This is a genomic window from Mycobacterium sp. NPDC003449 (genome assembly GCF_053588415.1).
The window spans coordinates 1-19,036 of the sequence record NZ_JBSFPX010000152.1 but is presented as its reverse complement, the minus strand read 5'-3'; the positions used below and the strand labels follow the sequence as shown (position 1 = coordinate 19,036).

Below are 19,036 nucleotides of genomic sequence, written 5' to 3'. Positions count from 1 at the left end.
CCGACCTGCGGAAGAGCCTCGATTTCTACCGGCTGCTCGGCCTCGACGTCCCGGCGCCGGACGGGCCACATGTCGAGGTGGCGTTGCCGGGCGGCAACAAGCTGGCCTTCGACACCGAGGAGGTGATCGCCGGTATGCATCCGGGTTGGTCACCGCCGGCCGGACCGGGACGGGTCGCGCTCGCCTTCGGTGTCGCGACACCCGCCCAGGTCGACGAGTTGTACGGGCGGCTCACCGCAGCCGGGCACCCCGGCACCCTGAAACCGTTCGACGCGCCGTGGGGACAGCGCTACGCGACCGTCGAGGATCCCGACGGCACCTCGGTGGACCTGTTCGCCGCGTTGGAGAGCTGACCGAGCGGCGCTCCGGCCAGCGCGCGAACCTCCCGGTGCAGATGGGGTTGATCGGCGTAGCCGGCCCTGGCCGCCGCGGTCGCCGGCGCGAGGCCGGTGTCGATCAATCGCATCGCACCGCGGAACCGCAGGATGCGTCGCAGCGTCACCGGCCCGTATCCGTAGACCGCCGCGCATTGGCGCTGCAACGTACGGCTCGACCAGCCGACGTCGGATGCGACGGCGGAGACCGCGGCACCCTCGGCGAGCGCCCGGGTCACCTGGCGCAGGGTGTCCAGCGACCAGGGGGCGGTCTCGGCCGGTGCGGCGTCGGCGGCCAGCGCGACGGTCAGGCCCGCCAGCGAGGTGTCCTCGGGCACGGTGCGCAGCTCGCGCAGGGCGACCCTGGTGTCGCGCAGCTCGGCGGCGGGAACGCCGAGCAGCCGCGGCAACACGCCGGGGCGGAATCGCAGGCCCTGCACCGGTTCCTGACTTCCGGCGGCGATGAACGCGGTGGTGTCGGGCCCGGCCACCACGATGCGGTCGCCCATCCGGATCAGATCCATACAGCCGTCGGGCAGCACCCGGCCCGGCCGGACCGGTGCGGACCCATCGGCACTCCACGAGTTCGCGAAGATGCGTGGGCAGTGCCAGCTCGCGGTATCCCACGGTGCCGACGCTACCCCCGCGGTGTGACGTTCACGTGCTCGAATGACGCCAGGATGGCCTGCCGCGCAGACCTCCAGCGTTCGATGCCGAGTTCGGTGAGCGTGCCTGCGTCGTCGGTAGGTGTCGCGGCGGTGAGCAGCATCGCCGCCTCGTAGCTGATGCCGTCGCCGAGGGGAAGGACCCGGCTCGCGAGGTCGGAAACCCGGCCGAGCCCCCGGAAGATCTTCGGCGAAACCGGGATTCGCCGGATTCGGCGGCCGGTGCCCTGCTCCAGTGTGTCGATCATCTCGTCGAACGCCACCATCTGGCCGCCGCACACATAGCGTCGGGGTCCACGTCCGGGTTGCATCACGCGTACGTGCACGTCGGCGACGTCGCGCACATCGACCATCTGCATACCGCCCGGCATGCGCGGAGCTACCCCGCCGCGCACGATGGGTGCCCACCCGCGTTCGGTGACCCCGGCGGCGGTGAAGTACGCCGGGCCGACCACCGACGACGGGTAGGTGACGACGATCGGCACTCCGCGGTCCTGCAGCCGACGTGCCACGCGGTCGGCATACGCCTTGGTCCGCGCGTACGGACTGCGGCCGGCGGCCGGGGGAGTGTCGGCGGTGATCACGCCGTCGGGTGGTGGGAACAGCGCGCTGTAGCTACTCACCGAGACGATGGGGTCGAGCCCGGCGCGGGCCGCCCGGGTCAGGACGGATTCGGTTGCGCGGGCATTGATCTCCCACATCATGGCTTCCCGCCGGCGGTCGGTGCCCACCACGCCCGCGGCATGCACGACGGCGTCGCAATCCGACAGCAACTGGTCCACCACCCCGGTGTCGCGGATGTCGCCTTCGGTCACGGTCAGCGCACCGGCCGCGGCGAGGTGACCGATCACCGGATCGGCTCCGCATCCCGGCGCGGCCAGCAGCCGGACCTCATGCCCGGCCCGCAGCAGGCCGTTGACGATGTGGGCGCCGACGTAGCCGGTGCCTCCGGTCATGGCGATTCGCATGGTCACCTGGTGATCGGCCACACCGGGTCGGCGCAGGCGGTGCCCTCGGCCGACAGTTGGCGTTTGATCACCTTGAACGTCTCGGTGCGGGGCAGGGTGGCGCCCACCCGCACATACACCGGCCACTGTTTGGGGCCCAGATCGGGCTGGTCGCCGAGGAAGTCCCGGAACGCGCCGGGGTCGAACGCGGCGCCATCGCTGAGCACCAGCGCGGCCATCACCCGATCGCCGACCGCCGGGTCGGGGATCGGATACACCGCGGCCTCGACGACATCGGGGTAGCGCAGTAAAACCCGTTCGATCGGCGCGGTACCCAGGTTCTCCCCGTCGACCCGCATCCAGTCGCCGAGCCGCCCGGCGAAGTAGATATAGCCGTCCTCGTCGCGGTAGGCCAGGTCTCCGGTGTGGTAGACGCCGCCGGTCATCCGCTCGGCCTCGGCGCCGGGATCGTTGTAGTAGCCCCGGAACCACCCGCGCCCGGTCGGGTTGACCAGTTCGCCGACCACACCGGGTGGGCACGGCTCGCCGGTGTCGACGTCGAGGATGGCCACCTCACCGGTGAGCGGGCCCAGCGAGCCCTGCGGGGTGTCGGGCGTCCTGGCGATCGCCACCCCGCCCTCGGTCGAGCCGAACGCGTCGACCACCACCACACCGAACCGTTCGGCGAACCGGGTCAGATCCCGTGGGGCACCCTCGTTTCCGTAGATGATCCGTAGCGGGTTGTCCGCATCGTCGTCGCGGGCCGGGGTGGCCAGGATGTAGGAGAGCGGCTTGCCGACATAGTTGGCGTAGGTCGCGCCGAAACGGCGGACATCGCCGATGAAGCCCGACGCGGAGAACTTGCGGCGCAACGCCATCGACGCGCCTGCCGCGGCGGCCACGGCCCAGCCGGCCATCACCGCGTTCGAGTGGAACAACGGCATCGACAGATAGGCGGTGTCGGCAGGGCGCAGCCCGAACCGCTCGGCCAGCATCCGGCCGGGAAAGGCCACCTTGTCGTGGGTGACCCGGACCGCCTTGGGTTCGCCGCTGGTCCCGGAGGTGAAGATCAGCATGAACAGGTCGTCGCCCGACATCGCGGCGAAGGTCACCGGCGTGCCCCGGTAGCGCGCGAGTTCGGTGGCCCAGTCCGGTGCTTCGACGTCGATGTGGTCGACGCCGGCGGGGACGAGACCGGGATCGTCGGTGAGCACCAGCTGACAGTCGGCCCGCTCGATATCGCGGGCCAGCGCCTGGCCCCGGCGGGTCGGGTTGAGGCCCACCGGCACCAGACCGCTCAGCCCGGCGGCCACCAGCAAGCTGGACAGGAATGTCGTATTGCCGAGCAGCATGCCGATGTGCGGCGGTTTCGTCGGGTCGAGCCTGGCCCGCAGCGCGGCCGCGAGCTGCGCGCCTTCGGCGATGTGGTCGGCCCAGCTGACGAACGAATCACCTTCGTACACACCGCGGTCGGTGACGTTCGCCAGCGGGGCCAACAGTTCCGTGACGGTCGGGCCGGTCACGTCAGGCATCGGCACATTAAACCGGCGTGTCCGCCAACTCGCGCCCGATCCGCAGCAGCTGCCCGGTCGCCCCGCCGAGACCGAACTCGGTCTGTTTGGCGGCCAGGAAGTAGCGGTGCACCGGATGGTCGGTGTCGATGCCCACCCCACCGTGCACGTGCACCGCGGTGTGCGCGACGCGATGCCCGGCCTCGGCCGCCCAGAACGCGGCGCTCGCGACGTCGACGCCTGCGGGGAGATCCTCCGACAGCCGCCACGCCGCCTGGGTGAGGGTCAGCCGCAGACCCTTGACATCGATGTAGCCGTCGGCCAGCCGGGAGGACACAGCCTGGAAACTGCCGATCGGACGGTCGAACTGCTCACGCTCGCTTGCGTACTCAGCGGTCAGCTCGAGCGCGCGTTCCAGGACGCCGAGCTGGTAGGCGGTGCGGCCCAGCGCGGCATGCGTGGTCAGCCAGTCGAGGACCTCGGCGCCCCCGACGACGCGCCCGGCGTCGACCTGGGTGCCCTGCAGTTCCAGGAGCCCGATGCTGCCGCGTCCGGTGGTGTCCAATGCGGTCACGGTCACCCCGGGGTCATCGGCTGCGACCAGGAAAACACTTGGGCCGGAACCCGTCTCGGCGGGTACCAGGAACGCGTCGGCGACCGGTCCGTAGGGCACCAGGGTGCGGGTGCCGGTGAGCCGGTAGTCGCCGGTGGCTTGCACCGGGCCCTGGCCCATCTCACCGTCGAGCGCGACGGTGAGGATCTTCGCCCCGGTCACCGCGGGCGCCGCCCAATCCTGCTGCAACGCCGAGGATCCGAATGCGGCCAGCGCCCCGGCGCCCAGCACCGCCGAATCCAGGTACGGCACGGCGGCCAGCTGGCGGCCCAGCGCGGTCAACACCGCGGCCTGTTCCAGCACGCCGAATCCGCCGCCGCCGACCGATTCCGGGGCGGCTGCCGACAGCACATCGGCCTCCACGAGCTTGGACCACAGGTCGCGGTCGAAGCGTTGTTCCAGCCCGTCGAGCTCACGCTGGTGCTCGGGCGTGCACACCGACTCGGTGATGGTGCGCACCAGGCCACCGAGATCGGTTGCCGCCTCAGTTGTCTTGAAATCCATTGGTGTGCCGTCCTTACCGATTGACCCTGGGCAGGCCCAGGGCGACCATGCCGATGATGTCACGCTGAATCTCGTTGGTGCCGCCGCCGAACGTCAGGATCAGCGCCGAACGGTGGAACCGCTCGATGCGGCCGCGCAGCAGGGCGCCTCTGGAGTCGGCCCGCAGGGTGGCCGAGGTACCGAGCACCTCCATCAGCAGGCGGTAGGCCTCGGTGGCCAGCTCGGTGCCGTACACCTTGGCGGCGGACGCGTCCGCAGGCGAGGGCGCCTCGTCGGAAGCCGAGGCCAGCTCCCAGTTGATCAGCTTGAGCACCTCGGCCTTGGCGTGCACCCGGGCCAGGTTGAGCTGCACCCACTCGGAGTCGATCACCCGCTGACCGTGAACGTCCTTGGTGTTCTGGGCCCATTCGCGGACGCCGTCGAGCGCGACGTAGATCGGCTGGGCCGAGACCAGCGCGACCCGCTCGTGGTTGAGCTGGTTGGTCACCAGCTTCCACCCGGCGTTCTCCTCGCCGACCCGGTTGGTTACCGGGATGCGCACATCCTGGTAGTAGGTGGCGCTGGTGTCCACACCGGACATGGTGTGCACCGGCGTCCAGGAAAAACCATCGGCGGTGGTGGGCATGATCAACATGGAGATCCCGCGGTGCTTCTTGGCCTCGGTGTTGGTCCGCACCGCCAGCCACACGTAGTCGGCGTAGGCGATCAGGCTGGTCCACATCTTCTGGCCGTTGACGATGTAGTCGTCACCGTCGCGGATCGCCGTCGTGCGCAGGGCCGCCAGGTCGGTGCCGGCACCCGGCTCGGAGTAGCCGATCGAGAAGTGCAGCTCGCCCGCGGCGATCTTGGGCAGGAAGAACTTCTTCTGCTCGTCGGTGCCGAAGTGCATGATGGTCGGCGCGACGCTGTTGATGGTCAGGAACGGCACCGGTGCGCCCGCGATCGCGGCCTCGTCGGTGAAGATCAGTCCGTCCATCGGGGGCCGGGCCTGGCCGCCGAACTCCTCGGGCCAGGACAGGGTCAGCCAGCCGTCCTTGCCCATCTGTGCGACCGTCTCGCGGTAGACGTTCCCCCGGCCCATCTCGCCCTCCGACGAGTTCAGCGCCTCCACCCGGTCGGGTGTCATCAACGCAGAGAAGTAGGCGCGCAGCTCGCGGCGCAGCGCCTCCTGCTCGGGGGTGTAACCGATCCGCATCTGCTGCATCCTCACTGCTTGATGGACCTGACTTCCCACCTGGTTGTAACACGTTCTAGTCTTGGGGTCCAGGCCGGCGCTGCAGCGGTAGGCGTCCGGTGGCGTCGTATTCTGTGGCTGCGCGCCCACAGCCCCGGGTGTGCACACGTTCTGAGGAGGTCGTCATGCGAGTTGAAGTTGACCGCGATCGGTGCGAAGGCAACGCGGTGTGCGTGGGTATTGCCCCCGACCTGTTCGATCTCGACGACGAGGACTACGCCGTCGTGCTCGCCGACCCGGTGCCGGCCGACCAGGAGGAACTTGCCGAGCAGTCCATCGCCGAATGCCCCCGCGCCGCCCTGATCCGAAAAGACTAGAGGTATTCGTAAATTGACCCGCGGACGTGAGGAACGGAATGACTAACGACGCAGCTATCGACCTGTCCGGCAAGGTCGCCGTGGTGACCGGTGCCGCCGCAGGCCTCGGGCGGGCCGAGGCCATCGGGCTGGCCCAGGCCGGGGCGACCGTGGTGGTCAACGATATGGCCGCCGCGCTGGACGGCTCGGATGTGTTCGACGAGATCGCGGCCGCCGGCTCCAAGGGGGTCGCGGTCGCGGGCGATATCAGCCAGCGCGCCACCGCCGATGAGCTCGTGCAGACCGCCGACGGCCTCGGCGGCCTGAACATCGTCGTCAACAACGCGGGCATCACCCGCGACCGGATCCTGTTCAACATGACCGACGAGGAGTGGGACGCGGTCATCGCGGTGCACCTGCGCGGCCACTTCCTGCTGACCCGCAATGCCGCGACGTACTGGCGGGCCAAAGTGAAGGCGGGTGACGGCGACAAAGACGGACGGGTGTACGGCCGCATCGTCAACACCTCCTCGGAGGCCGGCCTGTCCGGCCCGGTCGGCCAGCCCAACTACGGCGCCGCGAAAGCCGGTATCACTGCCTTGACCCTCTCAGCGGCCAGGGCCCTGGAGCGCTTCGGGGTCCGCGTCAATGCCATCGCGCCGCGGGCCCGGACCGCGATGACGGCAGGGGTGTTCGGCGATGCGCCCGAGCTTGCTGATGGACGGGTCGACCCGCTGTCGACCGATCACGTCGTGACATTGGTGCGGTTTCTCAGCTCTCCGGCGTCCGAAGCCGTGAATGGGCAGCTGTTCATCGTTTATGGTCCAACCGTCACCTTGGTCGCGGCGCCCACGGCGGAGAAACAGTTCACCGCGAACGCCGACGCGTGGGCACCGGCGGACCTCGGTGCCACCCTGCGCGACTACTTTGCTGACCGTGATCCCGAGCGGGGGTTCTCGGCCACCGAGCTGATGTTGGAGCGAGACTGACAGTCTCGGTCGGCAATCTGTGAGCCGCGGTAGAACACGTTCTAGATAGATGCTCTTTGGATCTGCCGTGAACAGCTAAAACTGGTGATTATCGCCGTTTTTCGCAGTTCTTTGACACTGCGAACATGTTCTAGTTAGTATGATCCGGCTCACTAAGAGCGACGTAAGAACACGGGGTTGGAAGACCGCAGCAGCGAGCGGTCTATGACTTTTCGCCGTTGCGGATAGTCTTGACCGGCACACCCCACCCCCTGAGAACGGAGCCGAGGTTGATCGAACAACTTGCGGTTCCGGCCCGGGCCGTGGGTGGGTTCTTCGAAATGTCGCTCGACACCTTCGTCAAGATCTTCCGCCGCCCGTTCCAGCTCAAGGAGTTCCTCGATCAGACCTGGATGATCGCCCGCGTCTCGTTGGTGCCGACGCTGCTGGTGGCCATCCCGTTCACGGTGCTGGTCGCCTTCACCCTCAACATCCTGCTGCGTGAGATCGGCGCCGCCGACCTTTCCGGCGCGGGTACCGCGTTCGGGACCATCACCCAGCTCGGCCCGGTGGTGACGGTGCTGGTGGTCGCCGGTGCCGGCGCCACCGCGATCTGCGCCGATCTGGGCGCCCGCACCATCCGCGAGGAGATCGACGCGATGCGGGTGCTGGGCATCGACCCGATCCAGCGCCTGGTCGTGCCCCGCGTGCTGGCCTCGACCTTCGTAGCGCTGCTGCTCAACGGCCTGGTCTGCGCGATCGGCCTGTCCGGCGGCTATGTGTTCTCGGTGTTCCTGCAGGGCGTGAACCCCGGCGCGTTCATCAACGGGCTGACCGTGCTGACCGGTCTCGGGGAGCTGGTGCTCGCCGAGATCAAGGCGCTGTTGTTCGGTGTGGTCGCCGGCCTGGTCGGCTGCTACCGCGGGCTGACCGTGAAGGGCGGGCCCAAGGGTGTGGGCAACGCCGTCAACGAGACCGTCGTCTACGCGTTCATCTGCCTGTTCGTCATCAACGTGATCATGACCGCCATCGGCGTCCGGGTACTGGTGCGGTGACCGGCATGATGGTTGCGTGCGCAAAGACCGCGGATCCAGAGGCGCGGCCATGAGCTATGACGCCACCCTTCGTTTCCGCCGGCTGTTCCGTGGCGTGCCCAAAGCCGTCGACACCGTCGGTGAGCAGGCGTTGTTCTACGGCGAGACGCTGCGGTACCTGCCCAACGCCCTCAATCGCTACCGCAAGGAGACCATCCGGCTCATCGCCGAGATGACGATGGGGACCGGTGCGCTGGTGATGATCGGCGGCACGGTCGGGGTGGCCGCGTTCATGACGCTGGCCTCCGGCGGGGTCATCGCCGTGCAGGGGTACTCGTCGCTGGGCAACATCGGCATCGAGGCACTGACCGGCTTCCTGTCGGCATTCCTCAACGTCCGGATCGTGGCGCCGGTGATCGCCGGGATCGCGCTGGCCGCGACCATCGGCGCGGGCGCCACCGCCCAGCTCGGCGCGATGCGGGTGGCCGAAGAGATCGACGCGGTCGAATCGATGGCGGTGCACGCGGTCTCGTATCTGGTGTCGACGAGGTTGCTGGCCGGGCTGATAGCCATCGTGCCGCTGTACGCGCTGTCGGTGCTGGCCGCGTTCTTCGCCGCCCGGTTCACCACGGTGTTCATCAACGGTCAGTCGGCCGGCCTCTACGACCACTACTTCAACACGTTCCTGATCCCCAGCGACCTGCTGTGGTCGTTCCTGCAGGCCATCGTGATGTCGATCGCGGTGATGCTCGTGCACACCTATTACGGGTTCAACGCCTCGGGCGGCCCGGTCGGCGTGGGTATCGCGGTCGGCCAGGCCGTGCGGACCTCGCTGATCGTCGTCGTCACCATCGTCCTGCTCATCTCCCTGGCCGTCTACGGCGCGTCCGGCAACTTCAACCTCTCCGGGTAGGCGCAGATGTCGAACGGAGAAGCCAAACGCAGCCATGTCAGGATCGCCGCGGCGATCCTGGCCACCATCGCGGTCGCCGCGGTGGTGCTGACCTATCTGTCCTATACCGCGGCGTTCACCCGCACCGACACCGTCACGGTGATGTCACCGAGGGCAGGCCTGGTGATGGACCGCGACGCCAAGGTCAAATACCGTGGCATCCAGGTCGGCAAGGTCACCGACATCGAGTACGCGGGCCGCGACGCCAAGCTCACGTTGTCGATCAACCGCAACGAGCTGCGCTATATTCCGTCCAACGCGACCGTGCGCATCGCCGGTAACACCATCTTCGGCGCCAAATCGGTCGAGTTCCAGCCACCGGCGCAGCCCGAGCCGACCTCGCTGCGATCCGGCAGTTCGGTATCGGCCCAGAACGTGCAGCTCGAGGTCAACACGCTGTTCCAGACCCTGTCCGATGTGCTCGACAAGATCGACCCGGTGAGCCTCAACGCCACACTGACCGCACTCGGCGAGGGCCTGCGTGGCCACGGCGACGATGCGGGTGCGGCCCTGTCCGGGCTCAACAGCTACCTGCAGCAACTGAATCCGAAGTTGCCGACGCTGCAGGACGACTTCGCCAAGGCCGCCGTGGTGGCCGATATCTACGGCGACGCCGGGCCGGACCTGGCCACGGTCATCGGCAACGTGCCGACACTCAACCGGACGATCATCGATGAGCGGGACAATCTCAACGCGACGCTGCTGGCCGCGACCGGACTGGCCAACAACGGCACCGATACCTTGGCACCGGCCGCCGACAACTACATCGCGGCGATCCAGCGGCTGCGGGCCCCGTTGAAGGTGGCCGGTGACTACTCACCCGAGTTCGGCTGCATCCTGCAGGGCACCGCCATCGGCGTGGACCGGTTCGCCCCGATCATCGGCGGTATCCGGCCCGGCTTGTTCGTGTCCTCGAACTTCCTGCCCGGCGCACCCGCTTACACCTACCCGGAGAGCCTGCCGATGGTGAACGCCTCCGGTGGCCCGAACTGCCGTGGCCTGCCCAATATCCCGTCCAAGCAGTTCGGCGGCAGTTGGTTCCACTCGCCGTTCCTGGTCACCGACAACGCCTACGTGCCGTTCCAGCCGAACACCGAGGTCCAGTTCGACGCACCCGCAACGCTGCAGTTCCTGTTCAACGGGGCCTATGCGGAAAGGGACCGATACTGATGACGAACGCCTGCGTGAGGAACCGGCACTGATGCGCAGCGACCGGACCATGTTGAAGGTCAGCGTCTTCGCCGTCGTCATGCTGCTGGTGGCGGGGATGCTGGTGGTGGTGTTCGGCGAGTTCCGCTTCGCCTCGGGCAGCGGCTACCACGCCACCTTCACCCAGGCGTCCCGGCTCAAAGCCGGGCAGGATGTGCGCATCGCCGGCGTCCCGGTCGGCACGGTCAACGCCGTCAAGCTCAACCCAGACAACACCGTCGATGTCGCGTTCGACGTCAACAAGCGCTATCAGCTCTACACCTCGAGCCTGGCCAAGGTCCGCTACGAGAACCTGGTCGGCGATCGGTACCTGGAGATCACCTCTGGCCCGGGCGAGCTCCGCAAGCTGCCTGCCGGCGGCACCATCGCCAAGGAGAACACCCAGCCCGCACTCGATCTCGACGCGCTGCTCGGCGGGTTGCGGCCGGTGCTCAAGGGCCTCGACGGTAACAAGATCAACGAGGTCTCCAACGCGGTGATCGAGCTGCTGCAGGGGCAGGGCGGCGCCCTGTCGAACCTGCTGACCAGCACCGGCGCGTTCACTCAGAACCTGGCGGCCCGCGATCAGCTGATCGGCGATGTGATCACCAACCTCAACACCGTGCTGGGCACGGTCGATGCGAAGGGCGCGCAGTTCGACGCCAGCGTCGACCAACTGCAGCAGCTGATCGGCGGCCTGGCCGAGGGGCGCGACCCGATCGCCGGCGCGATCGCGCCGCTGGCCTCGGCCGAGAACGACCTGACCGACATGCTGGAGCAGTCCCGGCGGCCGCTACAGGGCGTCATCGAGAACGCCCGGCCGCTGGCGCAGCGGATGGACGAGCGCAAGGGCGACATCAACAAGGTGATCGAACCGCTCGCGGAGAACTACCTGCGGCTCAACGCGCTCGGCGCCTACGGGGCGTTCTTCAACATCTACTACTGCTCGATCCGGATGAAGGTCAACGGGCCCGCCGGTAGCGACATCCTGATTCCGTTCGGCGGTCCGCCGGATCCGTCCAAGGGGAGGTGCTCGGAGAATGGCTAGGCCTGAGCGCGACACCGCGCTACGGACCGGCATTCTGGGCATCTTCGTGGTGGGGTGCCTGGTGTTGGTGGCATTCGGCTATACCGGGCTGCCGTTCTTCCCGCAGGGCAAATCGTACGAGGCGTACTTCAGCGACGCGGGCGGGATCATCCCCGGCAACGACGTCAACGTCTCCGGTATCACCGTGGGCAAGGTGGCCGGGGTGGAGCTGGCCGGCGACACCGCCAAGGTCACGTTCACCGTCGACCGCAAGATTACGGTGGGCGATCAGTCGCTGGTCGCCATCAAGACCGACACCGTGCTCGGCGAGAAATCGCTCGGGGTGACGCCGAAGGGTGCGGGTAGCTCGACGGTGATCCCGTTGGGCCGCACCACAACTCCCTACACTCTGAACACCGCGCTGCAGGATCTCGGGCAGAACGTCAGCGAGCTGGACAAACCACGGCTCGAGCAGGCGCTGCAGACCCTCACCGATACGATGCGCGACGCCACCCCGCAGCTGCGCGGCGCGCTCGACGGGGTGGCCAATCTGTCCCGCAGCATCAACAAGCGTGACGAGGCACTCGAACAGCTCCTCGGGCACGCCAGGCGGGTGTCGGACCTGCTGGCGCAGCGGGCCGGGCAGGTCAACCAGTTGGTCAACGAAGGCAATCAGTTGTTCGCCGCACTCGACGAGCGCAGGCAGGCCCTGAGCAACCTGATCGCCGGGATCGACGATGTGTCCAGGCAGCTTTCGGGTTTCGTGGCCGACAACCGGCGCGAGTTCAAACCGGCATTGGAGAAGCTAAACCTGGTGATGGACAACCTGCTGGAGCGCAAGGAGCACATCGGCGAGGCGCTCAAGCGGCTGCCGGCGTATGCCACGGCGCTGGGCGAGGTGGTCGGCAACGGCCCTGGCTTCAACATCAACCTGTACGGTCTGCCGCCCGCGGCGATCTCCGAGGTGCTGCTCGACACCTACTTCCAGCCGGGCAAGCTGCCGGACAGCCTCGCCGACATGCTCCGCGGGTACATCTCCGAGCGCACGATCGTTAGGCCGAAATCGCCATGACGCAAAACAATCGAGGTCGTTGGTTTCGGTATGCGCTGGCCGCCGTGCTGCTGGTGACGTTGGCTGTCGGCGTCTATCAGGTGTGGCCGACGCGGGCCAGTCACAAGCTGACGGCCTACTTCACCAATGCGGTCGGGCTCTACCCCGGCGACGAGGTCCGGGTGGTCGGCGTTCCGGTGGGCCAGATCGACTCGATCGAGCCGCGGCCGTCGGATGTCAAGATCACCATGAACATCGACCGCGACGTCAAGGTGCCCGCCGATGCCAAGGCGCTGATCATTGCACCGAACCTGGTGTCGGCCAGGTTCATTCAGCTCACCCCGGCCTACACCGAGGGCGAGGTGATGGCCAAGGACGGCACGATCGGGCTGGACCACACCGCGGTCCCGGTGGAGTGGGACGAGGTCAAAGAGCAACTCACCCAGCTCAGTTCGCAGCTCGGCCCCAACGAGGGCTCGGTCCAGGGCCCGGTGGCGGCATTCGTCGACCAGGCCGCGGCGACCTTCGACGGCAACGGCGACTCGTTCCGCAATGCGCTGCGCGAACTGTCGCAAACCGCTGGGCGGCTCGGAGATTCGCGCACCGACCTGTTCGGCACCATCAAGAACCTGCAGGTCCTGGTGAACGCGCTGTCCAACAGCAACGAGCAGATCGTGCAGTTCACCAACCACGTCGCGTCGGTGTCGCAGGTACTGGCCGAGAGTTCGGCAGGCCTCAATGACACGCTGGACACGTTGAACCAGGCGCTGAACGATGTCAAAGGTTTCCTGGGTGAGAGCAACGAAGCGCTGATCGGCCAGGTCGGCAAGCTGTCCGAGTTCACCCAGATCCTCACCGATCACAGCGACGATATCGAGCAGATCCTGCACATCACGCCCAACGGCCTGGCGAACTTCTACAACATCTACAACCCGGCCCAGGGCACCGTCGGCGGCCTGCTTTCGCTGCCCAACTTCGCCAACCCGGTGCAATTCATCTGCGGTGGCACGTTCGACACCGGCGCCAACCCCGACAACTACAAGCGGGCCGAGATCTGCAGGCAGCGGATGGGGCCGGTGCTCAAGCGCTTCACGATGAACTACCCGCCGGTGCTGTTCCACCCGATCAACAGCATCACCGCCTACAAGGGCCAGATCATCTACGACACCCCGGCGACCGAGGCCAAGTCGGAGACCCCGCTGCCGTACCTGCAGTGGCAGAACGCCCCCGGCGTGACCCCTCCCCAGGTTCCGTCGGATGCGTCGCTGAGTTCGTTCATGGTGCCGCCGGCCGCGGGCGCGGCGGGGCAGCCTGCCGCCCCGCCGCCGACCGACGCACATATGGGCGGTCCTGGGGCCCCGGTTCCCGGCCCGGCCCCGGAGGCCGGTGCACCGCCCCCCGTCGACCCGGGAGCGGGCGGATGAGCCGAGGTAGAACGTTGACGCACAAGGCATCCCGGTTGGGTGGGCGCACCGTGGCGCTCGGCGCCGGTGCGCTGATGCTGGCCGGCTGCCAGTTCGGCGGCCTCAACTCGCTCAACATGCCCGGTACCGCCGGACACGGTCGCGGCTCCTACACCATCACGGTGCAGTTGCCGGATGTGGCGACGCTGCCGCAGAACTCGCCGGTGATGGTCGACGACGTCACCGTCGGCAGCGTGTCCGGCCTTGACGCGGTGCAACGTCCCGACGGATCGTTCTACGCGGCGGTGGAGCTGTCCCTGGACGGCGACGTGAAGCTGCCCGCCAATGCCACCGCCCGGGTCGCCCAGACCTCGCTGCTGGGTTCGCAGCACGTCGAACTGTCCGCGCCGGTCGACGAACCCGAGGAGGGACGGCTGCGCGAGGGGTCCAACATCGCGCTGGCGCAGACCGGGCGCTATCCCACCACCGAGGAGGTGCTGTCCTCCCTGGGTATGGTGGTCAACAAGGGCAATCTCGGTGCGCTGCAGGACATCACCGACGAGGCCTATGCTGCGGTGGCCGGCCGGGCCGGCACCTTCGCCGATCTGATTCCCCGGCTGGCCGAGCTGACGGCTTCGCTGGACCGCCAGACCAACGACATCATCGCCGCCGCCGACGGACTGAACCGGTTCGCCTCGATCCTGGCCCGCAACAAGGACAATCTCGGCCGCACCCTCGACACCCTGCCGGGCGCGCTGAAGGTGCTCAACGACAACCGGTCCAACATCGTCGACGCGTTCACGGCGCTGCGCGGCTTCGCCGAGGTAGGCTCGCGGATCCTGTCGCAGACCAAGGACGATTTCGCCGCCGACCTCAAGGACCTGTACCCGGTGATCAAGGCGTTCAACGACAACGCCGACGACTTCATCAAGGACCTGGAGTTCCTGCCGACGTTCCCGTTCCACTACAAGTACCTGCGCAATGCGGTACGCGGCGACTACCTCAACGTCTTCGTGACGTTCGACCTGACCTTGCGCCGATTCGGTGAGTCGATGTTCACCACCGGGGGCTTCGACCCCAACATGAAACACCTCAACGAGGTGGTGAACCCGCCCGACTTCCTGACCGGTGCGATGGCGAACCTGTCCGGTCAGGCCGCCGATCCGTTCCAGATCCCGCCGGGGACCGCCACGCAGCACGAGGAGGCCCCGCAATGATCGACCGGCTCACTCGGATGCAATTGGCGATCTTCGGGATTGTCACGGTGCTGACCGTCGCCGCGATCTCACTGTTCTACCTGCACCTGCCCGCCGCGGTGGGGATCGGCGTGTACAACGTCAACGCCAACTTCGTTGCAGGCGGCGGGATCTATCAGAACGCCAACGTCACCTACCGCGGTGTGACCGTCGGCCGGGTGGAATCGGTCGGTCTGGCGCCCGACGGGGTGGTCGCGAAGATGAGGCTGAACAGCGGCACCGCGATCCCCGAGAACGTCACCGCGACCGTCAAGAGCGTTTCGGCCGTCGGCGAGCAGTACATCGACCTGGTGCCGCCGGAGGATGCGTCGACCGACAAGTTGCGCAACGGCGCCACCATCAGCCAGCAGAACACCAGGGTGGGCCAGGACATCGCCGGGTTGCTGCACGAGGCCGACACCTTGGTGAGCAGCGTGGGTGACAGCCGGCTGCAGGACCTGCTCCGGGAGACCTTCAAGGCGTTCAACGGGTCCGGCCCCGAACTCGCCCGGCTGATCGAGTCGTCGCGGCTGCTGGTCGACGAGGCGAATTCGAACTACGGGCAGACCAGCCAGCTGATCGATCAGGCCGGCCCGTTCCTCGACGCCCAGATCCGGGGCGGAGACGACATCCGGTCGCTGGCCGACGGGCTGGCCCGGTTCACCGGGGAGGTGGCCGGCGCCGACCCGCAGCTGCGCACCACGCTGAAGACCGTGCCGGGTGCGACCGCCGTGGCCGACACCGCGTTCAGCGGTATCCGCCCGACCTTCCCGGTGCTGGCCGCCAACCTGGCCAACTTCGGCCGGATCGGCGTCATCTACAGCAAATCCCTCGAACAGGCGCTGGTGATCTTCCCGGCCCTGATGGCCGCGCTCAACACGGTGGCCGGCGGCGTGCCCACCGATGAGGGCGGCAAGCTCGACTTCAAGGTGGACCTCGGTGACCCGCCGCCGTGCCAGACCGGGTTCCTGCCGCCGACCCAGATCCGGTCACCGGCCGATCAGACGCTGCGCGAGCTGCCGACCGACCTGTACTGCAAGACCGCGCAGAACGATCCGGCGGTGGTGCGCGGTGCGCGTAACTACCCGTGTCAGGAGTTCCCGGGCAAGCGGGCGCCCACGGTCCAGCTGTGCCGCGACCCGAACGGGTATGTGCCGGTGGGCAGCAACCCGTGGCGCGGCCCGCCGGTGCCGTACGGGACGCCGATCGAGGACGGGCGAAACATTCTGCCGCCCAACAAGTTCCCGATGATCCCGCCGCAGGTGGATCCGGATCCGGGGCCGCCGGTGGTGCAGCTGCCGCCGGGTGTGGCGCCGGGACCAGGGCCTGCCCCACATGCGCCGTTCCCGTTGCCGGTGCCGCCGAACAAGCAGGGACCGCCGCCGCCACCGTGGCCGTACTTCGCCCCACCCGACCAGGTGGTGCCGCCGTACGGCCGCACACCCCCGCCCCCTGCGGATGTGGCCGCACCGCCTGCACCGCCCGTGCAGGCGCCGCCGGCCCCGCCCGAGGGAGGTCCGCTGCCCGCCGAGGCACCACCTCTGGCGAGTGCCCAGGGAATCGGCACCTACGATCAGCACAGTGGGGTCTTCGCCGACGCCGACGGTGGCAGCGGTGTCTACGCGCCCGGTGCGGACGACATCGCACCCGCGGAGACCTGGGTAGATCTGATGTTGGATCCAAGGCAGGCTTGATGAGTGAAGAAACGGCCTCAGCGACGCACGTGTCGAGGCCGCAGCGTCGACGCGCGTCCCGGGCGGCCGGTCCGGCCGCAGGCAAGGTAGCGACGACGACCACGACCGTTGGCGCGGCGCAGGCCGAACCCGCGGCAGGCACGGCACGGGTGAGCAAACCGGTCAAGGCGCCGCCGCGGCGGCGGGCGAACGGGCGGCTGGTGGCCGCCGTCGCGGCCGCGGTGCTGGTCGTCGCGACCGCCGCGATGGGTGTCCTGGCCTATGTGATGTACGACCAGCAGCGTGCGGTGGACACCGTGCAGGCCCGCAATGAGCAGTTCGTCGACACCGCCAAGCAGACCGTGGTCAACATGTTCAGCTACACCCAGGACACCATCGACGACAGTGTGAACCGGTTCGTCGACGGCACCAGCGGGCCGCTGCGCGACATGATGAGCCAGGCGGGCAACGTCGACAACCTCAAGGCGCTGTTCCGCGACACCAACGCCAGCTCGGAGGCGGTGGTCAACGGGGCCGCACTGGAGAAGGTCGACGAGATCGCCAAGAACGCCTCGGTGCTGGTGTCGGTCTGGGTGACCGTGACCGACCTCGACGGGGTCAATTCGCCGACCCGGCCCTACCGGTTGCGGGTCATCGTGCACGAGGACGACAACGGCCACATGACCGGATACGACCTCAAGTACCCCGACGGGGGCAACTGATGCGGTCGCGAATCGTCGGGTTGGTGGTCGTCGCGCTGGCGGTCGCGTTCGTCGCGGCGTCGGGCCTGGGCGGGTTGCTGTACTGGAACCGGGTGCAGCAGCGCGGCCAGGATGCGACTCGGCAGGCGCTGGTTCCGCTGGCGGCCGAGCAGATACCGAAGGTGTTCGGCTATGACTACCAGACCGTCGAGCGGAGCCTGATCGAGACCTATCCGCTGCTGACCCCCGACTTCCGGCAGAAGTTCGAGGCCGACGCGACCGGCAAGGTCATTCCCGAGGCGCGCAAACGCCAGCTCGTCGTGCAGATCAGTGTCGTCGGGGTCGGCGTCATGGCGGCCCAGCGCGAGTCCGGATCGGTGCTGGTGTACATGAACCGGACGGTGACCGACCAGTCCCGGCAGCCCCTTTACGACGGCAGCCGGCTCCGCGTCGAATACCGCAAGCTCGGCGGCAAGTGGCTGATCGACTCGATCACGCCGATTTAGCCGAGGCCGGCGCTCAGGCGGTTTTCGCGCTTGCCAGCGCTCAGGCCGTTTTCGCGCTTGCCAGCGCGTCGAGAAACGAGCGGGCCCAGCGGTCGACATCGTGCGCGAGCACCTGGCGGCGCAACGCGCGCATCCGTCGTCGGCCTTCCTCGGGTTCCTGGTTGAGCGCGGCCTCGATCGCGTCCTTGACCCCCTCGAGGTCGTGCGGATTGGCCAGATAGGCCTGGCGCAGCTCGGCGGCCGCGCCGGTGAACTCGCTGAGCACCAGGGCGCCGCCGAGATCGCTGCGGCAGGCCACATACTCCTTGGCGACCAGGTTCATCCCGTCGCGCAGCGGGGTCACGAGCATGACGTCGGCGGCCACGAAGAACGCGATCAGCTCATCGCGCGGCACCGGACGGTGCACGTAGTGCACGATCGGGTGGCCGACCTCGCCGTACTCGCCGTTGATGTGGCCGACCTGGCGTTCGATGTCCTCCCGCATCGCGATGTAGCTCTCGACGCGTTCCCGGCTCGGCGTCGCCAGCTGCACCAGCGCGGTGTCATCGCGTTTGACCCGGTGTTCGTCGAGCAGTTCGGAAAGGGCCCGCAGCCGGACGTCGATCCCCTTGGTGTAGTCCAGCCGGTCCACCCCGAGCAGGATCTTGCGGGGGTTGCCGAGTTCGGCGCGGATCTGGCGGGCCCGCTGCCGCACGGACCGATTGCGGGCCTTGGTGTCGAGGTCGCCCGAGTCGATCGAGATGGGGAAGGCGCCTACCTTGACGGTCCGGAAGCCGTAGGCCACCTCGCCGAACCGGGCCCTGACCCCGACCGACGCGCGGCTGGTGTTCGCCCCGATCAGCCGCCGCGCCAGGACCAGGAAGTTCTGGGCACCTCCGGCCAGGTGGAACCCGACCAGGTCGGCGCCGAGCAGTCCCTCGACGATCTCGGTGCGCCACGGCATCTGCATGAACAGTTCCACCGGCGGGAACGGGATGTGCAGGAAGAAACCGATGGTGAGGTCCGGGCGCAGCATCCGCAGCATCTTCGGCACCAGTTGCAGCTGGTAGTCCTGAACCCACACGGTCGCGCCCCGGGCCGCCGCGCCGGCCGTCGCCTCGGCGAAGCGTCGGTTCACCTCGACGTAGCTGTCCCACCATTCGCGGTGGTACTCG

Annotated in this window: 19 protein-coding genes; 13 read left to right on the top strand and 6 right to left on the bottom strand. The window is 68.0% G+C overall.

Going from position 1 to position 19,036, the window contains the following annotated elements; genetic code table 11:
- Positions 1-353, top strand: a 353-nt coding sequence (locus ACWDTP_RS28810) for a VOC family protein (protein ID WP_450026204.1), incomplete at its 5' end; no start/stop codon positions are given.
- Here the strand turns inward: ACWDTP_RS28810 and ACWDTP_RS28805 are convergent.
- From ACWDTP_RS28805 to ACWDTP_RS28785, 5 genes are read right to left on the bottom strand one after another with little or no spacing between them, the layout of a single operon-like run.
- Positions 290-970, bottom strand: coding sequence for a helix-turn-helix domain-containing protein (locus ACWDTP_RS28805; protein WP_450026208.1), 681 nt, complete (start codon positions 968-970; stop codon positions 290-292). The two genes, ACWDTP_RS28810 and ACWDTP_RS28805, sit on opposite strands and share 64 nt — an antisense overlap.
- Positions 971-1,011: 41 nt before the next feature.
- Positions 1,012-2,007, bottom strand: coding sequence for an NAD-dependent epimerase/dehydratase family protein (locus ACWDTP_RS28800; RefSeq protein WP_450026202.1), 996 nt, complete (start codon positions 2,005-2,007; stop codon positions 1,012-1,014).
- A 2-nt stretch (positions 2,008-2,009) separates the two neighbouring features.
- A complete protein-coding gene (gene fadD17, locus ACWDTP_RS28795) occupies positions 2,010-3,518 on the bottom strand; it encodes a long-chain-fatty-acid--CoA ligase FadD17 (RefSeq protein ID WP_450026200.1) in 1,509 nt (502 codons plus the stop codon).
- 7 nt (positions 3,519-3,525) lie between these two features.
- Complete coding sequence (locus ACWDTP_RS28790; protein ID WP_450026198.1) at positions 3,526-4,614, bottom strand: acyl-CoA dehydrogenase family protein; 1,089 nt, start codon at positions 4,612-4,614, stop codon at positions 3,526-3,528.
- A gap of 13 nt (positions 4,615-4,627) precedes the next feature.
- The gene (locus ACWDTP_RS28785) at positions 4,628-5,809 is read right to left on the bottom strand and encodes an acyl-CoA dehydrogenase family protein (RefSeq protein ID WP_450026206.1); all 1,182 of its coding nucleotides are present in this window, start codon (positions 5,807-5,809) and stop codon (positions 4,628-4,630) included.
- Between the two features lie 164 nt (positions 5,810-5,973).
- On the opposite strand from ACWDTP_RS28785, the gene ACWDTP_RS28780 reads away from it, so the two are divergent.
- The 12 genes from ACWDTP_RS28780 (at position 5,974) to ACWDTP_RS28725 (ending at position 17,882) form a co-directional block, all read left to right on the top strand.
- The gene (locus ACWDTP_RS28780; protein ID WP_450026196.1) at positions 5,974-6,165 is read left to right on the top strand and encodes a ferredoxin; all 192 of its coding nucleotides are present in this window, start codon (positions 5,974-5,976) and stop codon (positions 6,163-6,165) included.
- Between the two features lie 38 nt (positions 6,166-6,203).
- Positions 6,204-7,133, top strand: a complete 930-nt coding sequence (locus ACWDTP_RS28775; RefSeq protein ID WP_450026194.1) for a 3-oxoacyl-ACP reductase — start codon at positions 6,204-6,206, stop codon at positions 7,131-7,133.
- A 269-nt stretch (positions 7,134-7,402) separates the two neighbouring features.
- On the top strand, positions 7,403-8,167 hold the full coding sequence (locus tag ACWDTP_RS28770) for an MlaE family ABC transporter permease (protein WP_450026192.1): 765 nt from the start codon (positions 7,403-7,405) through the stop codon (positions 8,165-8,167).
- 49 nt (positions 8,168-8,216) lie between these two features.
- The gene (locus tag ACWDTP_RS28765; RefSeq protein WP_450026190.1) at positions 8,217-9,059 is read left to right on the top strand and encodes an MlaE family ABC transporter permease; all 843 of its coding nucleotides are present in this window, start codon (positions 8,217-8,219) and stop codon (positions 9,057-9,059) included.
- A 6-nt stretch (positions 9,060-9,065) separates the two neighbouring features.
- On the top strand, positions 9,066-10,268 hold the full coding sequence (locus ACWDTP_RS28760; RefSeq protein WP_450026188.1) for an MCE family protein: 1,203 nt from the start codon (positions 9,066-9,068) through the stop codon (positions 10,266-10,268).
- Positions 10,269-10,299: 31 nt separating this feature from the next.
- Entirely contained in the window at positions 10,300-11,334 is a 1,035-nt protein-coding gene (locus tag ACWDTP_RS28755; protein WP_450026186.1) for an MCE family protein, read from the top strand.
- Positions 11,327-12,385 (top strand): MCE family protein, encoded by a 1,059-nt coding sequence (locus tag ACWDTP_RS28750; RefSeq protein WP_450026184.1) that lies wholly within the window; start codon positions 11,327-11,329, stop codon positions 12,383-12,385. Before ACWDTP_RS28755 ends, ACWDTP_RS28750 begins: the two co-directional genes overlap by 8 nt.
- On the top strand, positions 12,382-13,788 hold the full coding sequence (locus ACWDTP_RS28745; RefSeq protein ID WP_450026182.1) for an MCE family protein: 1,407 nt from the start codon (positions 12,382-12,384) through the stop codon (positions 13,786-13,788). Before ACWDTP_RS28750 ends, ACWDTP_RS28745 begins: the two co-directional genes overlap by 4 nt.
- The gene (locus tag ACWDTP_RS28740) at positions 13,785-14,984 is read left to right on the top strand and encodes an MCE family protein (RefSeq protein WP_450026180.1); all 1,200 of its coding nucleotides are present in this window, start codon (positions 13,785-13,787) and stop codon (positions 14,982-14,984) included. The genes ACWDTP_RS28745 and ACWDTP_RS28740 overlap by 4 nt, the downstream gene beginning before the upstream one ends.
- The gene (locus ACWDTP_RS28735) at positions 14,981-16,696 is read left to right on the top strand and encodes an MCE family protein (RefSeq protein WP_450026178.1); all 1,716 of its coding nucleotides are present in this window, start codon (positions 14,981-14,983) and stop codon (positions 16,694-16,696) included. Before ACWDTP_RS28740 ends, ACWDTP_RS28735 begins: the two co-directional genes overlap by 4 nt.
- Positions 16,696-17,397, top strand: a complete 702-nt coding sequence (locus tag ACWDTP_RS28730; protein WP_450026176.1) for a mammalian cell entry protein — start codon at positions 16,696-16,698, stop codon at positions 17,395-17,397. Before ACWDTP_RS28735 ends, ACWDTP_RS28730 begins: the two co-directional genes overlap by 1 nt.
- Positions 17,397-17,882, top strand: a complete 486-nt coding sequence (locus tag ACWDTP_RS28725) for a mammalian cell entry protein (RefSeq protein WP_450026174.1) — start codon at positions 17,397-17,399, stop codon at positions 17,880-17,882. The genes ACWDTP_RS28730 and ACWDTP_RS28725 overlap by 1 nt, the downstream gene beginning before the upstream one ends.
- A gap of 40 nt (positions 17,883-17,922) precedes the next feature.
- On the opposite strand, the gene ACWDTP_RS28720 is transcribed toward ACWDTP_RS28725, so the two are convergent.
- Positions 17,923-19,036: alpha,alpha-trehalose-phosphate synthase (UDP-forming) (locus ACWDTP_RS28720; protein WP_450026172.1), on the bottom strand; the 1,114-nt coding region annotated here is incomplete at its 5' end.

What these genes read in the sequence shown, in the direction of transcription:
- ACWDTP_RS28800 (WP_450026202.1), bottom strand. Translation starts at nt 2,007, where the DNA reads ATGCGAATCGCCATGACCGGAGGCACCGGCTACGTCGGCGCCCACATC.
- fadD17 (WP_450026200.1), bottom strand. Translation starts at nt 3,518, where the DNA reads ATGCCTGACGTGACCGGCCCGACCGTCACGGAACTGTTGGCCCCGCTG.
- ACWDTP_RS28790 (WP_450026198.1), bottom strand. Translation starts at nt 4,614, where the DNA reads ATGGATTTCAAGACAACTGAGGCGGCAACCGATCTCGGTGGCCTGGTG.
- ACWDTP_RS28785 (WP_450026206.1), bottom strand. Translation starts at nt 5,809, where the DNA reads ATGCGGATCGGTTACACCCCCGAGCAGGAGGCGCTGCGCCGCGAGCTG.
- ACWDTP_RS28780 (WP_450026196.1), top strand. Translation starts at nt 5,974, where the DNA reads ATGCGAGTTGAAGTTGACCGCGATCGGTGCGAAGGCAACGCGGTGTGC.
- ACWDTP_RS28775 (WP_450026194.1), top strand. Translation starts at nt 6,204, where the DNA reads ATGACTAACGACGCAGCTATCGACCTGTCCGGCAAGGTCGCCGTGGTG.
- ACWDTP_RS28765 (WP_450026190.1), top strand. Translation starts at nt 8,217, where the DNA reads ATGAGCTATGACGCCACCCTTCGTTTCCGCCGGCTGTTCCGTGGCGTG.
- ACWDTP_RS28760 (WP_450026188.1), top strand. Translation starts at nt 9,066, where the DNA reads ATGTCGAACGGAGAAGCCAAACGCAGCCATGTCAGGATCGCCGCGGCG.
- ACWDTP_RS28755 (WP_450026186.1), top strand. Translation starts at nt 10,300, where the DNA reads ATGCGCAGCGACCGGACCATGTTGAAGGTCAGCGTCTTCGCCGTCGTC.
- ACWDTP_RS28750 (WP_450026184.1), top strand. Translation starts at nt 11,327, where the DNA reads ATGGCTAGGCCTGAGCGCGACACCGCGCTACGGACCGGCATTCTGGGC.
- ACWDTP_RS28745 (WP_450026182.1), top strand. Translation starts at nt 12,382, where the DNA reads ATGACGCAAAACAATCGAGGTCGTTGGTTTCGGTATGCGCTGGCCGCC.
- ACWDTP_RS28740 (WP_450026180.1), top strand. Translation starts at nt 13,785, where the DNA reads ATGAGCCGAGGTAGAACGTTGACGCACAAGGCATCCCGGTTGGGTGGG.
- ACWDTP_RS28735 (WP_450026178.1), top strand. Translation starts at nt 14,981, where the DNA reads ATGATCGACCGGCTCACTCGGATGCAATTGGCGATCTTCGGGATTGTC.
- ACWDTP_RS28730 (WP_450026176.1), top strand. Translation starts at nt 16,696, where the DNA reads ATGAGTGAAGAAACGGCCTCAGCGACGCACGTGTCGAGGCCGCAGCGT.
- ACWDTP_RS28725 (WP_450026174.1), top strand. Translation starts at nt 17,397, where the DNA reads ATGCGGTCGCGAATCGTCGGGTTGGTGGTCGTCGCGCTGGCGGTCGCG.